Origin of the sequence: Collinsella sp. AF16-8 (assembly GCF_003462695.1) — a bacterium.
Classification (GTDB): Bacteria; Actinomycetota; Coriobacteriia; order Coriobacteriales; family Coriobacteriaceae; genus Collinsella.
This window is the reverse complement of record NZ_QRXX01000003.1, coordinates 187,098-210,822: the sequence shown is the minus strand read 5'-3', so window position 1 is coordinate 210,822 and position 23,725 is coordinate 187,098. Positions and strand designations below refer to the sequence as shown.

The following is a 23,725-nucleotide window of genomic DNA, read 5'->3' as shown; positions in this document are numbered from 1 at the left end:
CGTCTCGCCCCGCTCTCTGTGGGGCTGCCAGCTACTCTTTATGGCTGCCACCTCCCCGCTTGACCAGGAGCGCGACCACGACGAGCGCGGCTCCGGCGACCGCTGCGGCGGCCGCGGCGTACATTGCCATATCGCCAGTCGAGGGCATAAAGCCTCCGGTGGTAATGCTAGGGGGTGTGCCGGTGGGCGTGTTGATGAGCGACGCCTCCAGGCTGCCCGTCGACCCGTCCGCGCTGTCGGCGCGCAGGGGCGACTCGGCCGTGATGGTGAGCTTGGGCTTGGCGGCGGCCACCTGGTCGACGTCCAGACCCTCGGCCTTGACCATCACGGAGCGCGTGCCCTCAAAGGCGGTGTAGCCCTTGGGCGCCTTGAGCTCGCGGACCTCCAGCTTGCCCGAGTCCACGCCCGAGACGGTCACGTGGCCGTCCTCGCCCGTGGTGACGGTGGCCTTGCCCTCCGCATCCCACGTGCCGTCGGCCGCCAGTGTGCGGCCGCGGTCGTCGGCGATGCTCAGGACCGCCCCGGCAAGCGGCTTGTCGCCGTCGCTGCCGCGCTTGGTGAGTGCGAGATCCCAGGTGTAGGCGCACGCGTCGTCGCTCGGCGTGCGGGTGAAGCCGGCGTCGCCGGACTGGTCGGCAAAGGGAGAGCGCGGGTAGCGCAGGTAGACCTCGTTGGGGTTGCCCTTCGCGATGCCGTGGTTGCACGCGCTACTGAGCGGCGCATTGTACACGGCGACCACGCGAGCGCCCGCGGTGAAGGCGTCGGCCCCGCCGAGCGCGGCGATCAGGTCGCCGGTGCGCACGGTGAAGGTCTTGCCGTCAGCCGCTACCTTGGTGGCGCACTGGGCCGTGATGTCGGTCCAGCCCTTCGCGGGCTCGGTGCCGGCGCGTCCGTCCTTGCCGGCCGAGACGGCGTCGAAGCCGCCGTCCGCGCCCGCCGCCACGTACACACGCATGCTCGCGGCCACCTTGGAGGGGTCGAGCCCCGCGCTCATGGTGTCGACGAACCGCACCGTATAGGTGTCGTAGGCGGTGAGCCCGGCCGGGACCGTGGCCGAGAGGCGCCAGTACAGGTCGTCGGCGACCGTGGCGTCGGCGGCCTTCTGCCATGCGGCGGTGCTGTCCTCCAGCACGTGCTTTTGGACCTTGGGCGTCGCGGCCTTGGGCTTGACGGTGACGGCGCTGCCGCCGACCAGGGCCATGATCGGCGCGGTGCCGGCCTCGTTTTGGGAGATGGCGTCGTCTTTGGCGACGATGAGCCAGTAGCCACAGGGCAGCTCGGCCGTCGTGCCCGCGTTAAGGGCCACGGACACGGCGCCAGAGCTCTGGAGGGAACGAGCGAGCTGTGCGCTCAGCGCGCTCGTAAGGCGGGAATCGGTGTTGAGCCACTCGGCAGCTTCCTGTGCGGTGGTCTGGGAATTGGGCATGCCGGCGCTGTGCAACACAGGCAGCGCGGCGTCGCGCACGGCATCGCTTGCCCAGACAAGGTCGGTGGCGATCTTGGCGTCGTTGTCGTCATCGACGACGTTGGCGTCAAAGATCTGGTAGGCGTCGTAGCTGCGCGCCACGGTGCCTGTCACCGTGATGGATCCGGTCGCGCTCGGCGCGGCCTGCGCGGATGCGGGGAACACAACCGCGCAGGTGCCGATCAAGAGGGCGAGCAGCGCAAACAAGATCGGGAAGGAGCAAACTTTCTTATTCACGACGCTCGCCTCCCTTCGCATTCGCCTTGCGACGAATGTGCATCCAGGCCGCAGCAGCGCAAAGCGCCGCCGCGCCGGCAAGGTACGTCAGAGTGACGCCCGACATACCAGAAAGGGGCAGAGTGGTGGAGTAGGTGTTGGTGAAGGTGGAGTCGGGAATGGCGTCGGGCGCGGCGGCGGAGGGTTGAACCACGACGCCCTGCCCGTTCTCACCCAGGGCGTTGCCCATGTCGTCCTTCATCTGCGTGACCGTGGTGGAAGTGGTGAGGCCGGAGTACTTGCCGGCCTTATTCAGCTCGGCCTCCACCGTGACGGCAACCTGGTACTCGGCCTTGGAGTAGCGGAGCTTATCGATGGCACCGGTGGTAGGCGCGACCTCCTTCACCGTGTAGGTGTAGGTCCTGGCGTAGTCACCCGCCGTACCGGGGGTATCGGACAGGTGCGACTTGTTGAACGTCATGGCGCCAAAGGTCGCCGTGATGTTGTTGGGCTTGTCGGCGTCGGTCTCCCTTGCCTTTGGGGCAACAGAAATCTTGGGCGCTTCGGGCATGGGGGCTTTGGCTGCATAGTCACCCGTAGCCACAATGCTGAACTCGAACGGCACATAGTTGCCGTCAGCATCCTTCGGCCAATCCGTATTGCGAACGGATTTGGTCACCGGGATCTTCACGGACGTAGCACTGCACTTGTCGGAGATGTACGTAGTGCCGCCAACGATGTTCGGCTGCTCGTTCTCTTTCCACGTAATGGAGCCGTTTGTGCTGTCCACCGTGAACTTGTAGGTGTTCTTGTTCAGTTCGTAGCCAAACGGAGCCTGGGTCTCAACAAGCGTGTACGTGCCCGGCAGCAGGCCCTCGAGCTTGAACTTGCCAGGCGCGGTGTCGGTGTCTACCCACGTGGTATCGCTCGAAGTCGACTGGTCGCTCACCTGATCTCTCACGGTCCAGGACTGGTTAACGGCCGCACCATCGGCGTCATTAGTCTTGGTGAGTTTCCACTCAGAACCAGCCAAAGGAGTGTGTTTTGTGTCGCCCTCCCCCACCTTGGTCCAAGACACCGTACCGGTGATGATCTTGGTGTTGGGAATGGCACCTGTGGGGTTATTCTCGAACGGAACATTTTTGCCGTTCTCATCCACGTAACCCTGAACGTAGTTCGGCTTCTCGCCAGTATTGTTCATAGTGGCATAGTAGATGGTGTCTGACTTCTGGTAGCCAGCCGGCGCCGTCTCCTCTTTGATGTAATACGTGAAGTAGTTGGTATCGTTGGAATTGCCGATGTTTGCCTTCTGGTTCAGATAGTTGAACTGAAGCTTGCCATCACCCGAAGCGTAATCATTTGCGCCACCGTCAGTCACCGTCACGATAGCGTCCTTGCCCGCGACAGCATTCTCGACAGAACCATAGATAGCCCACGAGGAACCAGGAAGCGACGTGTTGCCGTTCGCCGCATCGACCTTGCTCCACGCAACGGCGGAGCCGTCGGGCGTATACGACCCAGACCACGGGAAGTTGTGACGCTCCTGATCCATATCGATGACGGAAGCCGAGTTACCCTCACCAAATGCTGCGGCAACCTTCGGGCTGTTCATTGAGAAATCGACGCCCACATAAACGCGGCCGTTGGTAGTCACATGGTCGTCGAAACTTCCGTTGGGAACGAGAATCGATCCGATCATAGCCGCCGCAGGATCGTCGTCAGTCCACTTGGCACCGGTGGCTGTGCCGCCGTATCCCCAGTCCGCGCGGTTTTCTCCCGCGATGCCGCCTCGAATGGTAAGGCTTTGCGTATCGACAAAGTTCCACATGATGGACTGGGAAGCCGTCGCGTATGCCTCGCCCAGCTCCTTGCCGGAATATTGAGTTTCGTAACCACGCGAAATCTCGGTACCGTTCCACCAAAAGCGCCAGCCATTGTGAAACTCAATATTCGAAGATCCGGTAACGTTCACAACAACCGAGGCGCCCTTGGGAATGCCCTCGAATGCGAAATCAACGCCACGATAATACTCGTTGTTGTATGTATTGCTCAGCTGAGAAGCATCGATGGTGAACACCTGCTGCATAGAGGTGTTGTCGCCCTTAAACGTGATAAGACGCTCGCTATTCTTGAATTTCTTACCATTGAGCGACGTATCGGCGCAGTCCGAATATATGGTCTTATACGACTCATCAAACACCAGGCCATAATTACAATCCGTCTTGTCGTACTTGTTGATTACGTAGTTGTTGTGATTGCTCGCGAAACCAACCTCGAGCGTGCCGGTATTTGCAAACGAGTTGAGCTGTTTCGATAGCTTCGAGAGGTACCCATCTTCACCGTTGTAGCTCGAATAATCGTTATTGTTGACATTAGTCAAATCAACAGTTTGATTGAACAGGTTGCTTTCCTGAGAGTTCATGCCCTCGTACCAATTACCCTGCGTTGTCACCACGGATTGGCGTTCATTGTTATCGCGCCAGTATGTGATGGGGCCTGCGATCTGCGCAGTGTAGGCAAAGCCGGAAGGAGTCGCGCCCTCAGAAGATTTCTGCCGTCCGACCCAAGCGCCTTTCTTCCAAGCGCCAACGGTAGTCGTCTCCGGCGAGTCGCCGCTATAACCAACGCTCATCTTGGTGATCGCACTTTTAATTCCGGCCACCGCAAGCACGGTGCTGCCGGCGACAGGACGGAACTGGGAACCAAAACCAACGGTGCCAAAGCGGAAACCAGCACCAATTGATTGATAGGGCCAGCTCTCTTTGACTGGATTCATGGCAAGCTTGCCACGGACCAAGGTAAGGCCCTCCGCCTCAGCGGCATATGAGCCGGTGGGGGCGTTCTTCGCATCAAGATTACTAGTGTCGCTCGGCTTACCACCGATGTACATGTCGCGGCCGACGTAGGTGGCCACGCCGGGATCGGGGGTGGAGACATCGATATTCGTACCGATACCGATAGACGTGGGAACATAAATTCCCTTCTCCACGGTGGCCGTCGCTCTCGCTGAAGCCGCATTCGCACTCTGAGCCTGCTCAGCACTATTTGAAGAGCCAGCCTCGCCGCCATTGGTCTCGTCGCTATTCTGGTTTTCGGCATCCTCGCTGGTGTTATCTACAGCAGCGGACTCACTTGAGGAACCCCCCCCATTACAGTTTCCTCGGTAGAAACCGTCTGGGCATCGTTGGCAATGGCCTGCGAGATCGGGGGCATGACGAGCGACAGTACCAGGCTCAAAACGGAGGCTCCGCACAAAACGCCTGCCAGTACACGGCGCGTCGCTTTATTACTCTGCTTAGATTTGTCCGAATTCGCTTTCATCGATGTCTCCTCCCCAAGAGACCGCGATCTTGCTCTTTCACCATCAAACGTATCTGCGCAATCTGTAATTGCGCTCGTTTAGTAATGCAATTATAACGATTGTTTAAACATCTGAGCAACAAAACCGACATTTTTGTAGCGAGTTCTCAATTCTCTTGACATTTGCTCAGATTTACCTTCGTTTATTCGCTATCTATTTTTTGTTTCTGCTGGTAATTTAGTTGCGTATTATTTTTTAATGGCATTAGTTTTATTTGCACAACATTTTGCTCAAGAGCGAGCATCCTGTGAACGGTCGAAAATCGACCGTGAGCGGGGGTCATTAACCGGGATGAATATCCTACCAAATTGATGAGAATATCTAAAAACCCATCGGTGGTTAGAAGCATGATGTTCTGACGACCATATTTGAATTTGCGCGCAGATTTTAGGTATCAATTCGCCCAAATCGCCTGAGGCCACCGCAAAGGCGCCTGCCCCCTTTGTGGTAGTTCCCCCCCCGCTACAGCAGATGTTCCTCAATAAAGATCGCGATGCCGTCTTTGTCGTTGCTGGCGGTTACAAAATCGGCGGCGGCGCGGGTGGCGTCGCTGCCGTTTGCCATAGCCACGCCCACGCCGGCGTCAGCCACCATGCAGGTGTCGTTATCGGCATCGCCAAACACGCAGATGTCCTGGAGATCCATGTCGTTGAGCTCTGCCACGCGCACAAGGCCGCGCGTCTTGGACACGCGCGGATCCATGAACTCGTAGAGCCGCTGCGTGGTTTGCAGAGCCGCCGCCTTAACAGTGTTATCGGCAAACGTCGACGCCCGCTCAATCACCCGCGGCATTACCTCGGGCGCCATGGTAAACATCACCTTGGGCTGCGGCTCGCGCAAAAACTCGGCAAAATCGACCACCTGGTAGGGCACACCGTCGACGCGCGACAGGTGCTCGACGCACGCGTTGCTCTCGGGTACGTAGAACACGCCGTCTCGGGGGCAGACGGGCGTTGCCGGAAGGTCCGCCATGTGCTTGCAGATGCGCGCGATGGTCTCGCCCGGCAGCGGATAGCTCAGCTCGTTGATGTCGTGCGCGCGGTCGATGACCTCGGCGCCACCGCAGCCCACCATCACGTCCACCAGGCCTTCGATGCCCCAGAGCTCGTACATGGCCTCGGTCGCGTGGGCGTCGCGCCCGGTGCACAGGCCAAAGAGCACGCCGCGCTCGCGCAGGGCGCGAATCGCCGCCACGGTGCGCGGTGACACCGTGTGCTGGCTCGTGAGCAGCGTGCCGTCGATATCGCAGAACACGGCTTTGATATGGCTGAAGGTGGCGTCCATGGGGGCCTTTCTGAGTTGTGCGGCGGTGTGGGGTGTATTCGCAAACGGCGTACATGGTATACCAAGGCACAGGCGCGGCCCGTCAAAGCAAAAACCACCACAAAGGTGCCTGGCCCCCTTTGTGGGGGAAGTGGCGTTTGTGGGCCAAACCATCACAACATTCGATGTTTTTCGGCAAAATCGCGATTTTCATCGAATGTTGTGATGGTCTTTACTGCCTTGCGGCACGATCAAAATGCCGGCGCCCAAACAGCAGCAACGCCGCGGGGACTGCCGTCACGACCATGCCTGCTCCGATGAGCGTCTGCTGCACGCCAAACGTCGCCGCCAGCCACGGAGCAATCGCCAGCGGGGCCACGCCAGCGAACATATTGCCAAAGCCCATGACCGAATTGACGCGACCAAGCTGCTCGAGCGGCGCCGTCGTCTGCACGATGGTGTTGTGGAGCGGGTTGACGACACCCCAAGCTATGCCCAGGGCGACCTGACCGACAAGGGCCACACCCACGTACGGCGTCCCCACATAGAGCAGGCTTCCCAGGCCCACGGACATAAGTGCCACGAGCAGCGTTTTTAGGTTGACCAAGTGCGGCGGCAAGCGGAGCGCGAGCACGGCACCCAGTACCGCGCCCACGCCCGAGGCCGACGAGAGCCAGCCCATCCACTCAACGCCGACGCGTAGGACATCGCGATAGAAAAACGACTCGAGCGGATCGAAGGCTCCGTAGCCAAAGTTCGAAAGAAAAATGATGCAGAAAAGTAGCGCGAGGACACTGTTGGTGAAGACTGTCTTGATGCTGGCTGCGAAGGTGGCGCGGGTGGATGTGCTGGGGTTGGAGCTTTGTCCCGCACGCTCCCCTTCCTCCGCCGAATCGGCATCCGCATCCCCGGCGACATGGCTGGTCTGCGGCCTAAAGCCCCAACCGGCGATGAGCGCCAGCACGGTAAAGAGCATCATGAGAACAAACACCGCGCGCGACAACGCAGCAGCCGCGACAAAGCCACCCAGCGTGGGGCCAACGATGATACTCACGTTTGAAAACATGGCGATGGCGGAGTTGATGTCTTTGAGCTCGACAGGATCGTCGGTGAGGTAGGCCGGATAGGACGTGGCGATGGGCTGGGCGAATCCCATCACAAAGCCCAGAAACACCGCGCCGAGCAGGACGACGCCGGTCGCGCTACCAAAGGCGATGATTGTCGTGCCAGTTGCGAGCGTGCCGACGATGCTCAGCAAGAAATGGCGGCGCGGACCCCATGCGTCGAGCGCAGCGCCGCCCGCAAAGGATCCCAGGATCACGAAAACGTTCATGAACAGGACGGCCAGCGATGTCGCGACGACCGAGGCATCGTCCGCATAGGTAAGCGTTCCGATGACGCCGATAAAGTAGCTGGTCTGAAACCCGGTGTAGATGAGAAAGCGCATCGCTACCAGGCGCTTGGCCTGCATGGACAGCGAAGGTTGAGGTTTTGAGAGAAGAGATGCGAGCATGGAGACTCCTTGTTTCATACGAATACGGGCGGTGGGCATTCGCCACCGTCTGTCAAATCAATCTATCCGCATGAAACATTAAGGACGCATCAGGACCCTTCTCTCCGTTTTTCGCCCGTCATGAACTACTTGGTAGATTGTAAGGCATGTCCCACACATCTACCAAAGCAAAAACCACCACAAAGGCGCCTGGCCCCTTTGTGGTGGTTGCGACGTTTACGCTGGTTGAGACTTGGCTAGGCCAGGTCGGCGCCGTTGGTGGCGATGACCTTCTTGTACCAGAAGAAGCTGTCCTTGCGGCTGCGGGCGAGCGTGCCGTTGCCGTCGTTGTCCTTGTCGACGTAGATGAAGCCGTAGCGCTTCTTCATCTCGCCGGTCGAGGCGCTCACCAAATCGATGCAGCCCCACATGGTGTAGCCCATCAGGTCCACGCCGTCCTCGATGGCAATCTCCATCTGCTTGATATGCTCGCGCAGGTAATCGATGCGGTAGCCGTCGTGAATCGCACCGTCCGCCTCGACCTCGTCCACCGCGCCCAGGCCGTTCTCGACGATCATCAGCGGCACCTGGTAGCGGTCGTAGACCTCCTCCAGGTAGTAACGCAGGCCCTCGGGGTCGATCGCCCAACCCCAATCGCTCTTCTTGAGGTACTCGTTGCCGGCGCCACCAAAGATGTTGCCCTGCTCCAGCAGCACCGGGTCAGCCGTGGCCGTGGCGCTCATGTAGTAGCTAAAGCTGTAGAAGTCGACCTTGCCGGCGGCCAGCGTGGCGGCGTCCTCGGGCGAAACCTCCACGTGCACGCCTTCGCGGCGCCACACGCTGGGCGCCCACGAGGGATACGCACCGCGCACCTGCACGTCGCCGCAGTAGAAGTTCATCTCGCGCTGCTGCTTTTGTGCGGCCAGAACGTCTGCCGGATTGCACGTGTGCGGGTAGCAGGCGTTGCCGGCGATCATGCAGCCGATCTTGTTCTGGGGATCGATCTGATGGCCCATGGTGACGCACTTGGCGCTCGCCAGGAACTGATGGTGCAGGGCATCGAAGCGCGCCTGCGGGTCGTCCCAGTCGCAGTCGCCAAAGGCCATGGGCGTGTCGGTTGCCTCGGGCACCATGCCGCCGCCCATCACGCCGCCAAAGCCGCCCATGAGCAGGCAATTGATTTCGTTAAAGGTGAGCCAGTAGCGCACCAGGCCCTTGTACTCGGTCATGACGGTGCGGGCGTAGTTGAGGTAGAAATCGATGAGCTTGGGGTTCTTCCAGCCTCCGTAGTTTTTGGACAGACCATAAGGCAGCTCATAGTGGCTAAGGGTGACCATGGGCTCGATGCCCTGCTCCTGACAGGCCTGGAACACACGGCGGTAGAACTCGATGCCGGCCTGGTTGGGCTCGGCCTCGTCGCCGTTGGGGAAGATACGGCTCCAGTTGATGGACATGCGGTAGCACTTAAAGCCCATCTCGCCAAAAAGCTTGATGTCGTCGAGATAGTGATGGTACATGTCCACGGCCTCGTGGCTGGGATAGTGGTACTGGGGCAGAATGCCGTCGGTAATGTGGCGCGGCTCGGAGACCGTGCCGCCGGTCATGATGTCGGGAACGCCGAGGCCCTTGCCGTCCTCGTTGTATCCGCCTTCGCACTGATTGGCGGCAGTGGCACCGCCCCACAGAAATCCATCGGGAAAAGCCATGTTGGCTCCTTTCGTACGTGTTGGGATGTTGCGTGGACGCCGAAGCGGCGTCCACGAGGTAATTTGCGTCCCGATCGGAGTTCGCGTTGAGTCGGCCGCCACGAAACCGGCCCATCTACTACGTTTAGTCGTGAACCCCCGACCACGCCGCAATTGTCAAAAATAAAACCGCAGGTAGACGGCTTGGCGGTTTTCGAAAAACCACCGTGTGGTTGGCCCCTACCACTTAAACGTAGTAGATAGGCCGGTTTCGTGGCGAGGCATGTTGCGGGACGCGCACGGACCGACCCATCGAAACTATGCCGGCTTAAGATATGCGGACGGAGCTGACGGAGACGACGTTTGCCCAGATAAAACCGACCAAAATAAACCTGTCCCTTATTGGCAGGTTCAAAACCATGCCGGTTTACGGGGCAGAACCAGTGCCCCTTGAGCATGCCAGAAACGGCAAGGACAAAACCGCAGGTAGGAGGCTTGTCAGTTTACGGAAAAACGGGGTATGGTCAGCACTCACCGTTTCAGCCCCGTAATCCGGCATGGTTTTGATTTTGGGCAGTCGCTCGGACGAGCGCATGGCATCTAGCCCCTTTGAAAAAAACCGGCGGGGCGCTCCCCCCCCCCGCCGGCTTGGTACCGAGTCTTTGTCGTTTGGGCTACTTGGCAGCCTCGGGCTTGTAGGTGGCAAACTCGATCGCAAAGCCCACGGCGGCACCCACGAAAGAGGCAACGATAGCCCAGATCATGTGGTTGATGCCGTTAACACCGGAGGGGTCGATGAAGGACAGCCAGTTGAAGACGCCCAGACCACCGGACATGTACACCACGGCGCCGGAGAGACCAATGATGAGGCCGCCCACAGCAGAACCGATGCTGGCGTTGATGAAGGCCTTCTTATCGGGCAGGGCGACACCGTAGATAGCGGGCTCGGTGACACCAAAGAAGAAGGCGGAGATCATGGCCGGCAGCGCGATACCGCGGAACTTCTCGTCCTTGTTCTTGAGATACATGGCGAAGAGCACGGCGCCCAGCGAGAAGGAGTGGGCGATAACGGAGCCCAGGATGTAGTCGTGGCCCAGAGTGGACAGGTTGACCAGCGCGATGGGCACGAGCGACCAGTGGAAGCCAAAGATGACCAGGCACATCCAGAAGGCACCGACGAGGGTGCAGCCCAGGAGGGAGCCGATCATGGGCAGGCCAAACAGCAGCGCGAAGAACTCACCAAGCAGGTTGGTGATGAGCGTGGCGATGGGGCCAATGACCAGATAGCCAAGGGTGACGGTAACGGTGACGACGATCAGCGGGGTGAAGAACATCTTCATAGAAGCGGGCATCCACTTCTTAACCCAGTGCTCGAGGGTGGAGCCAAACCAGACCATGAGCAGGATGGGGATAACGGAGCTGGTGTAACCCGAGGCAGGCATGATGAGCGGCAGGCCCAGGAACGTGGTGTACCAAGAGAAGGTGCCAGCAAAGCCGAGCTCGACGGAGCCGACAACCTCGCCCGAGGTCAGGGCAACCATGGTGGGATACACCAGGGCAAAGGCGATGGCCATGCCGTTGAACTCGCTCATCTTGAACTTCTTGGCCGCGGTAAAGCCAAGCACCACGGGCAGGAAGTAGAACATGCCGTCAGCGACGGTGTAGAGCAGCGTGTAGGCGCCGTCGTTGGCAAAGCTCGGGACCAGGAAGGTAGCGAGCGCCAGCAGGCCCTTCATGATACCGGCAGCGGCGAAGGTGCCGAGCATGGGGGCGAAGATGCCCGAGATGAGGTCGATGATCACATCGGTAACGCCCTTGGGAGCGGCATCGTCGTCATCGGCGTCGACGGCGCCGCCGTCGCTAAAACCGCCGGCCTTGAGAACGGCGTCGTAGACGTCCTCGACGATGTTGCCCACAACAACCTGGTACTGGCCGTTGGCGTGCATGACCTTGATGACGTTGGGCAGCTCGGAGATTGCCTCGTCATTGGCCTTCGACTCGTCCTTGAGCTTAAAACGAACACGGGTAATGCAGTGTGCGACGCATTTGACGTTGGACTTGCCGCCAACCAGCTCTACGATCTGGGCAGCAAGATCGTCGTATTTACCTGCCATGATCTGTCCTCTCTTTTCCAAATTTCGACAAAAATATCCCCTACCGCGAGCCGGTACCTTGCCCGCAGTTAGAAACCAAAAAGAATTGTTGCGATTGCCGCCGGGCTGGCGGCTTTACTCACTCGGTCTGCGAAGCCGATCGCAGACGGTTGATATGCATCATCAGATACAAGAGCTCCTCGTCCGAGCAGCTCTGCTTGAACTCTTTCTCGAACACGCGGTTGATGGCGTACGCACACTGGTAGGCCTCGGGAAAATCGCGGGCGGCCTGCATAAACAGTGAGGAGTTCTCGGTCTGCGTGCAGCTGCCCTTAACAAGGCGGCGAACCAAAAAGCGCAGGTGCGCAAGAAAGCGAATGTAGCAGTACGACGCCGTGTCGAGCGAGCAGCCGAGCTGCTTTTCCACGGAATGGGTTACCTCGTCAAGCACGCGGGTGCTCTTCATGATGAAGTCCATGTCCTTGGCGCGGCCCATGCCGTCGACCTCGGCGTTAACGATGTGGAGCGCGATGCTCGTGGCCTCGTTCTGACCCAGCTTGGCGCCGGTGTGCTTTTGCACGATGGCGAGCGCGGCCTGACCGATTTCGAGCTCACGCGGGTAGATGAAAGCCACCTCATGCTCGAGCGGGTTGGGAGCGCTGATCTGGTCGTCGTCGCGCTGAACGGCAAACTGCAGGTGATCTGCCAGGATAAAGGGCAGGCCACCGGACAGCTTGCAACCAAGCTGCTGGGATGCGAAGCAGGCAATGTTGCTTGCCGCGAGCAGAACGTCGTCGGGAAGTGTGCCGACCATATCCTGCAGGCTCTCGGGAACGTTATAGAATTTGCGCTGGATGAGCGACTCATCGGCAAGCTCGTAGGGCATCTCGTGAAAACCGATGCCCTTGCCAAAGACAACAACCTCTCGGCCGTCATCGCTGGCGGCGAGAGCAACGTTATTGTTGATCTTCTTTAAAATGAGCATGAAAAAACTCCTCGGACATCGGCGCTAGACGACGGGGCGATATTCCTCGTCTTCTATTATGCGCAAGTGATGCCTCCAGAGGAGTAACAAACTTGTGAGCACGTGGGCGATTGTAGGATGAAACTTGCATGCAGCGTAAGCCCCATTGGTGCGAAAGTCCGCTGAACGGTAGGAAATCGCCTGTAAACGGCAAAACCACCACAAAGGTGCCTGGCCCCTTTGTGGTGGTTTTGGCTGATGCCCCGATGTTACTCGCGCGGGGTGCCGTAGGGGTTGTACAAATCTGCAAGAGCAAATGTGCCGGTAGTAGCATCAAAGTCGAGTTCGAGCACACAGCAGTTGCCAATGCGGTGCTTCATCTTGAGCGGCTCCACGCCCACGCCGCGCATGACCTGAGCCGCTGCGGCGCCATGGCTCACGCACAACACGCTCTCATGTCCAGGGCGCTGCATGAACTCGGTGATGGTCGCCATCATACGCTCGCGAAACTCGACTTCGCCCTCGCCGTCATACTGCTTGTAAAAATCGCCGTACGGCAGGCGCGGATTCAAATCCTCGCTCGCGCCCTCAAATTTGCCAAAGTTCCACTCCTTAAGGCCCTTGACGCGCTCGTAAGGCTGACCGGGGAACGCAAGCTCAAGCGTGTCGCACGCACGCTCGGACGTCGAACTGTACGCATGGTCAAACGTAAGGCCACGCCCTCGCAGGGTCGCACCGACAGTTTTAGCCTGCTCGATTCCCAGCTCGGTGAGCGGCGAGTCACACCAGCCCTGCTTGCGACGAAGCAAGTTAAAGAGCGTTTGACCGTGACGCATAAAGTACAGTTTTGACATGAGGCCTCCGTGATCGCAATCGTTTGTCAGCGATTATGACACCTTGAGCTAACTTTAAGTCAAAGCTTTTTTGCAAAAACCACCACAAAGATGCCTGTCCCTTTTTGGCATGTTATGGCAGCGCAGCGAGCCGGTTCCAAGTGCCCCAGGTCGCCCCGAAAGAGGAGCGACGCGTACTTTGGTACGCGAGCGACGGCTTGAGGGGCGAGATGGGGTGCTTGGGGCCGGCGCAGCGTCAAGCCTTAAAGGTGGTCTTGGATGAGATCGCAGATGGCTCGGGCGTCGTTGATGTTGATGGCTCGGGTCGCAAAGCCGGCGTCGAAGGCCTGACGCGCCAGGGCTTCGTTGCAGGCAAGGGCCAGCGTGTGACCGTCGACCAGGTCGAGCGAGCTCTTGCCGCGCAGACGGTCGACACCGGAGCGCGCGACGACGATGTTGTCGAAGCCCTCGGTCTTGTAGCCCTCGATGATCACCACGTCGACATCGTTGTAGCGCGACAGCAGCTCGCGCGCGGGCATCTCGTCCTCCTCGCGCGTGTCGGCGTACTCCGCCCAGCGCGTGGCGCAAATGAGCCCCACGTGCTTGGAGCCAGCCTGGTGATGGCGCCACGTATCCTTAGCGGGAACATCGATATCAAAGCCATGGTGTCCATGATGCTTGAGCGAACCCACACGCAGGCCGCGGCGCGTGAGCTCGGCGATGACCTTCTCGACGAGCGTGGTCTTGCCCGAGTTTTGGTAGCCGATAAACGCGATCGCGGGGACAGCCGGAGCGGGAGCTGCGGGCGCGATGGCGGCAGGTGCGCTTGCGGGTGCGTCGCCCGCGGCTCCCACGGCCTCAACAGCAGCGGCCTGACGCTCTGCGCGATCCCACACGCCCGAGCGGCCGCCCTCCTTGTGCAGCAGGCGCACGTCGACGATCTCCATGCCGCGATCGACGGCCTTGCACATGTCATAGATCGTAAGGCACGCGGCACTCGCGCCGGTCAGGGCCTCCATCTCGATGCCGGTCTTGCCCGTCACGCCGGCCGTAACCAGTACGTGAAAGCCAACCTGCCCATCCGTGCGCGCCGGCGCCCAGCCCTCGGGCACGTCCTCGGCCGGCGTCCCCGCCGGAGCGATGGGCGCAATGTCGCACTTGCTCTTGGTAATGAGCAGCGGATGGCACATGGGGATGATGTCGCTCGTGCGTTTGATGGCCATGATGCCCGCCACGCGCGCGCAGGCAAGCACGTCGCCCTTTTTGGCGCGGTCCTGCAGCACCATGGCCTGCGTCTCGGGATGCATGAGGATGGTGCCCTCGGCGATGGCAATGCGATGGGTCTCGGCCTTGTCGGACACGTCGACCATGCGAACCTCGCCCTTGGCGTCCACATGCGTCAGCTCGTCGCGACGGGCGTCGCGGGCGGGCTCGGTGACAGCGCTGGCAGTCGGCTGCGCGGGCACGGCGGCGTTGCCAGCATTCGCTGCAGCCGTGACTTTGTGGGCAGACATCGCGGCCCTGCGAGCGGCCTTGGTGGCATCGGCGTACCTGCTCTTGGCCATATGATCATCCTCCGATTTGGGACATAAATCGTTGCGTGCCCTCAATTATCGCGTGTTCCTGCGGTTTGTGGGCCACGGCATCGCGCCAAATCGAAAGTACCTGCATATCATCACCACGGCGCAGCGCTTCACGCACCGAATACTCAGCATCGCTGAACAGGCACGGACGCACGTTGCCATCGGCCGTCAGGCGCAGACGGTTGCAATTCGCGCAAAAATGGTTGGACATGGCGCTAATGAAGCCGACCGTTCCCGCCGCACCCGGAAAGTGCCAGTAGCGCGCAGGGCCCGCGCCGGCAGGAGCGTCGTTGATGTCGAGCGGCTCGAGCTCGGCCAGCCCCGTCGCGGCGACCCCGGTATTGATGCGCGCCCGCAGTTCGTCGCTCGGCACGGTATCGCTCGCGTCCCACAGCTCGGGATTGAGCGCGGGCGCATGCGGGTCCACAGCGCAATGCGAGCTCGTACGCTCGTCGCCGATGGGCATGTACTCGATAAAGCGCAGGTGGATGGGGCGGTCGACGGTCAGCCGCGTAAGAGCCGCCACATCCTGGTTGAGCCGACGCACCACAACGCAGTTGACCTTAACGGGCTCAAAGCCCCAAGCCAGCGCCGCGTCGATGCCGGCCATGGTCTGTTCGAGCCGGCCCAGGTGCGTGATCTTTCCAAAGAGCGTAGGGTCGAGCGTGTCGAGCGAGATGTTGACGCGATTAAGCCCCGCGTCTTTGAGCTGCGGCGCCAGCTTGGGCAGCAGGGCGCCGTTGGTGGTAAGCGAGATGTCCTCGATCTGCGGAATCGCGCGGATGTCGCGAATGAGCGGGATAATACGGCGGCTGACCAGCGGCTCGCCACCCGTCAGGCGTACGCGGCGAATTCCCTCCCCCGCCACCAGGCGCACAAAGCGGGCGATTTCCTCGGCGCTGAGCAGCTCGTCGTGCGCGCGGGGCGCCACGCCATCGGCCGGCATGCAGTAAATGCAGCGGAAATTGCACTTGTCGGTAACGGCAATGCGCAGGTAGTTGATATCGCGACCAAAGCCGTCATGTTGCACGTGCCCGTCCACGCAGCCTCCCCTCACGCGGCGTTTTATTCTTCGGAAAACATAATACCGCACGAGAGAATCATGCCGACACCCGTACGACAGGACAGGTCGCTTCGAGCAAAACGGACTTTCCAAGCCCATCCTCAGCATACAAACCATCACAACATTCGATGCTTTTTCCGATTTTGGCGAAAAACGTCGAATGTTGTGATGGTCTGCCTGCCCACAGCACCCCGTAGAAGGGCCAGAACGCCCCTAAAGGCCACCACCCCAGTGTCGAATCACGAATTCTCGCAGGTCGTTTTGACGTTTCTGGAACGCTTCGCTTCGGTCGCACGTGAGACCCATAGCGAGTGCGATGGCGTTCACCGCCCGGTGCAATTGCAGCTGGTGGGCAAACTGAGTCCCGGTGAGGACGATCATCCTAAAGCCCAGCGCGCTCAGCACGGTCATACGCTCCGCATCCGACGCGCTGCGCTGTTTATCAAGATGGTCCGAACCGTTGTATTCAATTCCCGTACCGCTCGCAGGCGCATATACGTCAATCTCGAAATACCCGGCCTTAGCGAGATACTTGAACTCGCTGGGAACATCGACCCGATGGTTGAGCTCGATCTTGGCGTATCCCAGCCCTCCCTGGGAACGTTTTGCTACGACCATGATTGCGGTGGCCGTCTCCATGGGCGATCGCGCGCCATCGTGCACGCGTTTGAGCACGGCGGCCGCGCGTATGGCCCCCTGACGAGATCGATTCTCATCGCAATAAGCAATCAAGTCGGCAACGGTATACCTCTGCCCCATCTCGATATAATCGTCTGTCGACAGATGATTCAAATGGTATCGGGCGCAGATTTCATACCCATATTCCAGCTGCTCGGGCTCGCTCATCCACGAACCCGCTTGGACAAAGCACATGACCTCATCAACCACTAGAAGGCCCTCTGCCACCTCAAGAAGATGGTCTGGAGGTACCGGTGCCCCAAACACGTGGCACCTAAATCCAGCCGGCGTCGAGCGCTCAAAATCGAAGTTGACGAGCGTGTCGATATGACCGAGCTCTTCTCGTGGAATACCAAGCGAAACCAGATAGTCGGTAACGATCCCAACTGCCGCTGAAGCCCTCAGCCCCTTGACATCGAGTCCCAATTTGGACAGGCTCGCAGCCGGCTCCGCCTCGCTAGCAAGCGAGTCCTCGTCGTATAGGCTGCTTGCTCGCGAGAGCGGCTCGGACGGGCGCGCCACGTTGTGGTACAGCCAAGCAGTCTTATGGGACAGGACGATCGGCAGGTCCATGAGCCCTCCAATGGAGTCGGATAACCAACCTTATTCCCCTGCCCACGGGTCCGCACACCTTCGTGCGCAAGAAAGCGATTCCGCCCGATCGAGTGGTAGAAAAACCATCGCAACATTCGATGCTTTTCCCGTTTTTGGCAAAAAACGTCGAATGTTGTGATGGTTTGAGGCGAGGTGAGGGGCACGGAAGGGCCAAAGCATCGTGCTCGAACGGGTTAATCCAACTCTTTTAAGCCATGCGCCAGCTGCCAGTACTCGCCGTGCTGGGCGAGCAACTCTTCGTGGGTACCGCGCTCGATGATGCGGCCGTGTTCGAGGACCATGATGGCGTCGGCGTCGCGGACGGTGGACAGGCGGTGCGCAATCATAAACGTGGTGCGTCCGCGCATGATGCGGTCCATACCGCGTTCGATGAGCTTTTCGGTGCGCGTGTCGATAGAGCTCGTGGCCTCGTCCAAGATGAGCACGGGCGGGTCGGCAACAGCCACGCGCGCAATGGCGAGCAGCTGGCGCTGGCCCTGCGACAGGTTGGCGCCATCGGCCGTGACCGGCGTGTCGTAGCCTTTAGGCAGGCGGCGGATAAACGAATCGGCGCAGGCGGCCTCGGCGGCGGCGCGCACTTCCTCGTCGGTCGCGTCGAGCTTGCCAAAGCGAATGTTCTGCGCAATGGTGCCGCTAAACAGGTGTGTATCCTGCAGCACAATGCCCAGCGATCCACGCAGACTGGCCTTGGCAATGTGCTTGACATCGATGCCGTCGTACGTGATCTCGCCGTCATCGACCTCGTAGAAGCGATTGATGAGGTTGGTGATGGTCGTCTTACCGGCGCCTGTGGAGCCCACAAAGGCGATCTTTTGGCCCGGCTTGGCAAACAGGTTGAGGTCCGTGAGCACGCGGGTGCCCGGCACGTAGGAAAAGTCCACGGCGTGGAAGCGCACGTCACCGGCGAGCGGGACCAAGCCGCACACAAGCTCGGTTCCGTCGGCGGCCACCGCACAGCCCGACTCATCAACAGCGGCCACGTCGCGCAGGTGCCCATACGCGCCCACGCCCTGGCCCTCGGGAATCTTCCACGCCCACGCGGCGTCGCCCGTCTGCACCAGCTCCACGCGGCCCTCGTCCGCCTCGGGCTCAAGATCCATGGCGGCAAACAGGCGCTCGGCGCCGGCCAACGCATTGAGCAAGAAGTTGCCCAGCTGCGTAAACTGGTTGATGGGCATGGCCGCCTGGCGTACAAAGACCAGATAGCTCGCGAGCGCGCCCACGTCGGCGAGCCCCTTGATGCAGAGCATGCCGCCCGCCACGGCGACGATGGCATAGTTGACGTAGCCAATCACGACGGTCATGGGCACCATGGAGTTGGCATAGCTCACGGCGGCGGTGCCGGTGCGGCGAAGCTCGTCGTTGCGGCAGGTAAAGCCGGCGACATTGGCCGCCTCGCGGTTAAAGACCTTGATGACCTTTTGGCCCGAGACCATCTCTTCGATATATCCGTCCAGGTCGCCAAGCGATGCCTGTTGGGCGGCAAAGAAGCGCTTAGAGCGCGCGCCCGAGTAGCGCGCATACAGCACAATGGCCGCATCGCACACGAGCGTGATAATCGTGAGCTGCCAGTTAAGGATGATGAGCATGGCCGTGGTGCCCACAACCTGAATGGCGGCCTGAATCACGTTGGCAAAGCTGTTGTTGAGCGCCTCGGAGACGGTGTCAACGTCGTTGGTAAAGAAGCTCATGATGTCGCCCGAGCGCGTGCTGTCAAAATAGCTGAGCGGCAGCGTCTGGATGTGCGCGAACAGGTCGCGGCGGATGTCGGAGACCACGCGCTGGGCCGCGCGCACCATAATCTGCGAGTAGCCCAGAGCCGAGAGCACGCCCGCGGCGTAGATGATCGCCGTTAGGATGACCTGCTTGGCGAGCAGCTCCTCCCCGCCCGTGGCCAAACCGTTAACGATGGGGCGCACCATGTAGGTGCCGGCGAGGCTCGCGATGGCGGCAACGGAGGCGAGCACGCCCACCGCGAGCAACGAGAACTTGGCATGCCCCATGTAGGAGAACAAGCGGCGCACCGTGCGCTTGAGGTCGGCAGGACGTGCTTGGGCCGCGGTCTTAGGCATGGCGCTCACCCCCTTCTAAGGTCGATCCGCTGGGGGCGAAGGAAAACGGATCATTCGCGCGGTCATCGTCGCTGCCGTCGCCGGCGTCCGCGTTCCCCGCAAACTCCATCTGCGAGGCGTAAATCTCCTGGTAGATGTTGTCGCCCGCCAGCAGCTCCTCGTGCGTGCCCACGCCGTGGACACGACCGTCATCCAACACCACAATGCGATCGGCATCCATGACGCTCGCAATGCGCTGGGCGATGATGAGCACGGTCGTATCGGGAATCCGAGCGATGTGCTCGCGAATCTTAGCGTCGGTCGCCATATCGACCGCGCTGGTGGAGTCATCAAAAATGAGCACGCGCGGATGCTTGAGCAGCGTGCGCGCGATGCACAGGCGTTGCTTCTGACCACCCGAAACACCGGCGCCGCCTTGGCCCAACTCGCCGTCCAGTCCGCCGATGCGATCAAGGAACTCGTCCACGCACGCCGCGCGGCAAGCCGCGAGGAGCTCATCGTCCGACGCCTGTGGATTGCCCCACTGCAGGTTCTCGCGCACGGTGCCCGTGAACAGCACATTCTTTTGCAGCACAATGCCCACGGCGTCGCGCAGGGCAACCAGGTCGTAGTCGCGCACGTCGTGTCCGCCCACAAGCACGGCGCCCTCGGTGGCGTCGTACAGGCGCGCGATCAGCTGCACAAGCGAGCTCTTGCCCGAGCCCGTGCCGCCGAGGATGCCCACCGTCGAGCCGCTCTCGATGCGAAGGTCGATATGCTCGAGCACATCCTCGGCTGCATCCGCGCGGTATTTAAAGGAAACGTCGCGAAACTCGATACTGCCGTCCCCTGGCGTCGCAGTCGCGAGGTCTCCCACAGGATTGGCGATAACGGGCTCTTCATCGAGCACCTCTGCGATACGGCCCACACTCGTGAGAGCGCGCGTGAGCAGCAAAAACACGTTGGAAATCATCATGAGCGAGTTCATGATCAGCAGCACGTAGCTCATAAAGCCCGTGAGCGAGCCCACGCCCAAGCGACCTTCGATGATCATGCGGCCGCCAATCCACAGGATCGAGAGCGCAGCCACATACATCGAGAGTTGGAACACCGGCAGGTTGAGCACGGCGGTGCCGAAGGTCTTGGTCGCCGTGCCGGCGAGTTCGGTATTGACGGTGTCGAACTTGTCGCACTCGTGCTCGGCGCGCACGTAAGCCTTCACGGCGCGCACGGCGGTAAGGTCCTCTTGCACCACGCCGTTGAGGTGGTCCATCGAGGTCTGGAGTTGGCGGTAGAGCGGGCTCACGCGCACGGTAATGATACCGAGCACGATGGCGAGCATCGGCAGAATTACGGCAAAGACCGCCGCGAGCTCGCGCGAGAGTGCAAAAGCGTAGACGAGGCCCATGACCAGATTTACCGGCCCGCGCACCATGGGGCGGAAGCCGTTACCTACGGCGTTTTGAATAACGGTGATGTCGGTGGTCATGCGAGTGACCAGCGAGCTCGTCTCGTATTCATCGAGATTGCCGAAGGCGAGGGTCTGGATCTTGCGGTACTCCGCGGCGCGCAGGTTGGCGCCGAGGCCCACCGCCACACGTGCTGAATAACGCGCATAGCCGAGGCCGAGTACAAGCGACACGGCCGCGCACACCAGCATGAGTGCTCCCTGGAACAGGATATAGCCGGTGTCGCGCGCGGGCACGCCCACGTCGATGATGTTAGCCATGATCACGGGAATAAAGAGCTCAAGCGCAGTCTCGACGGCGATGAACAGCACGCCGAGGATAAAATCGCGTTTGAATTCGCCGAGATAGGACATCAGCAGTTTGAGATTACGCACCCGCATCATCATCTCCGTCAAACGTCATTCGCAAACGCACGTATTATTGCGCGACAGGCAACGGTGTCAAGCGATGCGAAACCGATTTCTTTAAGGCCAGCGCAGGCACCACGCATGTACGGCTTATGCCTGTATTCAACGGAAATGATTACGAGCGTGACTTTTTTCGCCCCACTGCCGACACAAACCTTGACTCTACAATCGTTATAGGGTTTTCACTACACTGGTAGCAAAACAAACCCAGCCAGAAAGCCCCACCTATGGAACACGACCTCACACGCGGCAATGTCCTCAAGACCATCGCGGTCTTTGCCCTGCCTTATATGCTCTCGTACTTTTTGCAGATGCTCTACGGCATGGCCGATCTGTACATGATGGGGCAGTTTAGCGGCGCCGCCGGCATCACCGCCGTGGGCAACGGCGCGCAGACGCTCTATATCATTACCGTGACGCTCGTGGGCCTGGCCATGGGGACGACGGTCATCGTCGGCCACGCCGTGGGCTCGCGCCGCTTCGACCGCGCCGAGACCGCCATCGGCAATACCATCACGCTGTTTATGGGTGTCTCGGTGGTGCTGGCCGCTGTCCTGCTCGCGCTGTGCCCGCAGATCGTGGCACTCATTGGCACACCCGCCGAAGCGGTCGAAGGCACCGCTGCCTACCTGCGCATCTGCTTTGTCGGCATTCCGTTTATCGCCGCGTACAACATTCTTTCGGCCATCTTTCGCGGGCTGGGCGATTCGCGCTCGCCTATGTACGTGATCGGCGTGGCGTGCATCATTAACATCGCGCTCGATTTTCTGTTTATCGGCCACATGGGGCTCGGCCCCGTGGGCGCAGCGCTCGGCACGGTGACCGCGCAGACGGCCAGCGTTGCCCTCGCGCTCGTGTGGCTCAAGAGCCGTCGCACAAACATCCACGTTAAGCGCAGCGACCTGCGCCCCCAGCCCGAGGTGCTCGGCAGCATTCTTAAAATCGGCGTGCCCGTGGCCGTGCAGGACGGCTGCATCCAGGTGGCGTTTATGTTTATCACCGTCATCGCCAACCACCGCGGTCTGGTCGACGCCGCCGCCGTGGGCCTGGTCGAGAAGATGATCAGCTTTTTGTTCATTGTGCCGAGTTCCATGGGTGCCACCGTCAGCGCACTCACGGCGCAAAACGCCGGCGCGGGCAAGGGCGGACGCGCGCGTCAGGTGCTCAAGGATGCCATGACGATCTCGGTGGTGTACGGCTGCCTGATCACGGTGCTGATGTGGCTGGTGGCGCCGGCGTTTATTGGCTTTTTTGCCAAGGACCCCGCAGTGGTCGCGGCCGGTACCGGCTATATGCACAGTTATATTTTCGATGCAATCTTTGCCGGCATCCACATTTGCTTTAGCGGCTTTTTCGCTGCATACGGCAAGAGCTACATCGGCTTTACGCACAACGTGCTGGCTGTGGCACTCATTCGCGTGCCCGGTGCATGGCTGCTGTCGAACGCCTATTCCGACACGCTGTTCCCCATGGGTATCGCCTCGCCGTGCGGCTCGATTCTGTCGGCGGTCATCTGCGTGATTGCATTTACCGTGCTCAACCGGCGCGGGGCTTTTGACAAGTTAGCAGCGTAGCGGGGCAACGCGAAATCGCCCTCATCGACGACATCATCAGCGACGACCCCAGGAGAGCCGCCATGTCGAGAACAGTCCCCGATATGGCGGCTCTACTCCTCCGGGATCGGAAACGCCCGGATGAACTCTGCGGGCGAGAAGGTCTTGATGGTCGAGCGCACAAAAGCGGCGCGGTCGCGTGTGATGATAAAGTCCACACCGGCACGCTCTGCCATCGCACGGATACAGCCGTCCTCAAAGTCCGGCTCATCGGAATAGGCGGAGGCAAAACAAGCTTCTTGGTCGAGAGGCTCTACCGAGTAGCTCTTAAGGCAGTCGCGCACTACCTCGCGGGCGCGCGCCTCGCCCGCCTGTTTAGTGAGAATGTAGTATGCATCCTTGAGAGAGCATGCCGAAACAACACCCTCGATAAGTCCCACGTCAACGAGCCCCTTGGTCGTTTGCGCCGCCCCATGCTCCGGCCGGCCCGGAAGCACGCAATCGAGCAGAAAATTGGTATCGAGAAATGCCCTCATAGGTAGCGCTCCCTCGCGACGCGCTTTTCATCTTCAACCGTCATCGTATCGAGCGGCGTTCCCTTTGGCATTTTAGCCACGATATCGAGATACTCCTGGTAGTCCTCATCCTCCGCGAGCATCTCGCGAATCTCCTTCCAGGTGATCTTGGGATGCCACATCGTACCCACGTCGCGCTTGGGCTTGTCCGAGCCGCGCGTCGGCTTTGCACCCCCGCGCTCCTGGGCAGCGTCATATTCCACTGCAACCGGGCCTTGATAGTCGAGCGGCACGATCTTGAACAACGGCTTGCTCCGCTTGAAGACCACAACCTCCTCGCCCTCATTGGCAACCTTTTCGGCCACCTGCGTAAGGTTTTGGCGCAGCTCCGAAAATGCGACAGTAACCATAACGGCTCC

The 23,725-nt window shown here is 60.4% G+C and carries 17 protein-coding genes; 1 reads left to right on the top strand and 16 read right to left on the bottom strand.

Going from position 1 to position 23,725, the window contains the following annotated elements; translation table 11 throughout:
• Positions 1-31 precede the first annotated feature (31 nt).
• From DWW73_RS04430 to DWW73_RS04365, 14 genes are all read right to left on the bottom strand, one after another.
• Positions 32-1,702 (bottom strand): SpaA isopeptide-forming pilin-related protein, encoded by a 1,671-nt coding sequence (locus tag DWW73_RS04430; protein WP_158548898.1) that lies wholly within the window; start codon positions 1,700-1,702, stop codon positions 32-34.
• The gene (locus DWW73_RS04425) at positions 1,695-4,670 is read right to left on the bottom strand and encodes a SpaA isopeptide-forming pilin-related protein (protein ID WP_117778865.1); all 2,976 of its coding nucleotides are present in this window, start codon (positions 4,668-4,670) and stop codon (positions 1,695-1,697) included. The genes DWW73_RS04430 and DWW73_RS04425 overlap by 8 nt, the downstream gene beginning before the upstream one ends.
• Positions 4,671-4,795: 125 nt before the next feature.
• Positions 4,796-5,002, bottom strand: coding sequence for a hypothetical protein (locus tag DWW73_RS04420; RefSeq protein ID WP_089573188.1), 207 nt, complete (start codon positions 5,000-5,002; stop codon positions 4,796-4,798).
• 502 nt (positions 5,003-5,504) lie between these two features.
• Positions 5,505-6,326 carry an HAD family hydrolase gene (locus DWW73_RS04415; protein ID WP_117563635.1) on the bottom strand — a complete coding sequence of 274 codons (822 nt, stop codon included), beginning with the start codon at positions 6,324-6,326 and terminating at the stop codon, positions 5,505-5,507.
• A 211-nt stretch (positions 6,327-6,537) separates the two neighbouring features.
• On the bottom strand, positions 6,538-7,818 hold the full coding sequence (locus DWW73_RS04410; RefSeq protein WP_158563782.1) for an MFS transporter: 1,281 nt from the start codon (positions 7,816-7,818) through the stop codon (positions 6,538-6,540).
• A gap of 236 nt (positions 7,819-8,054) precedes the next feature.
• Positions 8,055-9,503 carry a glycoside hydrolase family 1 protein gene (locus DWW73_RS04405; protein WP_117563637.1) on the bottom strand — a complete coding sequence of 483 codons (1,449 nt, stop codon included), beginning with the start codon at positions 9,501-9,503 and terminating at the stop codon, positions 8,055-8,057.
• Positions 9,504-10,156: 653 nt separating this feature from the next.
• Positions 10,157-11,596 carry a PTS transporter subunit EIIC gene (locus tag DWW73_RS04400; RefSeq protein ID WP_117635881.1) on the bottom strand — a complete coding sequence of 480 codons (1,440 nt, stop codon included), beginning with the start codon at positions 11,594-11,596 and terminating at the stop codon, positions 10,157-10,159.
• Positions 11,597-11,714: 118 nt separating this feature from the next.
• Entirely contained in the window at positions 11,715-12,560 is an 846-nt protein-coding gene (locus DWW73_RS04395; protein WP_117778863.1) for a PRD domain-containing protein, read from the bottom strand.
• Positions 12,561-12,808: 248 nt separating this feature from the next.
• Positions 12,809-13,393, bottom strand: coding sequence for a histidine phosphatase family protein (locus DWW73_RS04390; RefSeq protein ID WP_117563640.1), 585 nt, complete (start codon positions 13,391-13,393; stop codon positions 12,809-12,811).
• A 242-nt stretch (positions 13,394-13,635) separates the two neighbouring features.
• A complete protein-coding gene (gene mobB, locus DWW73_RS10390) occupies positions 13,636-14,937 on the bottom strand; it encodes a molybdopterin-guanine dinucleotide biosynthesis protein B (protein ID WP_117563641.1) in 1,302 nt (433 codons plus the stop codon).
• A 4-nt stretch (positions 14,938-14,941) separates the two neighbouring features.
• Positions 14,942-15,997, bottom strand: coding sequence for a GTP 3',8-cyclase MoaA (moaA, locus tag DWW73_RS04380; protein ID WP_233502285.1), 1,056 nt, complete (start codon positions 15,995-15,997; stop codon positions 14,942-14,944).
• Between the two features lie 234 nt (positions 15,998-16,231).
• Positions 16,232-17,269, bottom strand: coding sequence for a hypothetical protein (locus DWW73_RS04375; RefSeq protein WP_117563642.1), 1,038 nt, complete (start codon positions 17,267-17,269; stop codon positions 16,232-16,234).
• A gap of 215 nt (positions 17,270-17,484) precedes the next feature.
• The gene (locus DWW73_RS04370; RefSeq protein ID WP_117778862.1) at positions 17,485-19,383 is read right to left on the bottom strand and encodes an ABC transporter ATP-binding protein; all 1,899 of its coding nucleotides are present in this window, start codon (positions 19,381-19,383) and stop codon (positions 17,485-17,487) included.
• Positions 19,376-21,211 (bottom strand): ABC transporter ATP-binding protein, encoded by a 1,836-nt coding sequence (locus tag DWW73_RS04365; RefSeq protein WP_199413464.1) that lies wholly within the window; start codon positions 21,209-21,211, stop codon positions 19,376-19,378. Before DWW73_RS04365 ends, DWW73_RS04370 begins: the two co-directional genes overlap by 8 nt.
• Positions 21,212-21,465: 254 nt before the next feature.
• Here DWW73_RS04365 and DWW73_RS04360 point away from each other — a divergent pair, with 254 nt between their 5' ends.
• Positions 21,466-22,812 carry an MATE family efflux transporter gene (locus DWW73_RS04360; RefSeq protein WP_117778861.1) on the top strand — a complete coding sequence of 449 codons (1,347 nt, stop codon included), beginning with the start codon at positions 21,466-21,468 and terminating at the stop codon, positions 22,810-22,812.
• A 92-nt stretch (positions 22,813-22,904) separates the two neighbouring features.
• Here the strand turns inward: DWW73_RS04360 and DWW73_RS04355 are convergent, their stop codons facing one another.
• Together DWW73_RS04355 and DWW73_RS04350 are read right to left on the bottom strand one after the other, a co-directional pair.
• A complete protein-coding gene (locus tag DWW73_RS04355) occupies positions 22,905-23,327 on the bottom strand; it encodes a PIN domain-containing protein (RefSeq protein ID WP_117778860.1) in 423 nt (140 codons plus the stop codon).
• Positions 23,324-23,716, bottom strand: a complete 393-nt coding sequence (locus DWW73_RS04350) for a type II toxin-antitoxin system Phd/YefM family antitoxin (protein WP_158563781.1) — start codon at positions 23,714-23,716, stop codon at positions 23,324-23,326. The genes DWW73_RS04355 and DWW73_RS04350 overlap by 4 nt, the downstream gene beginning before the upstream one ends.
• Positions 23,717-23,725 lie beyond the last annotated feature (9 nt).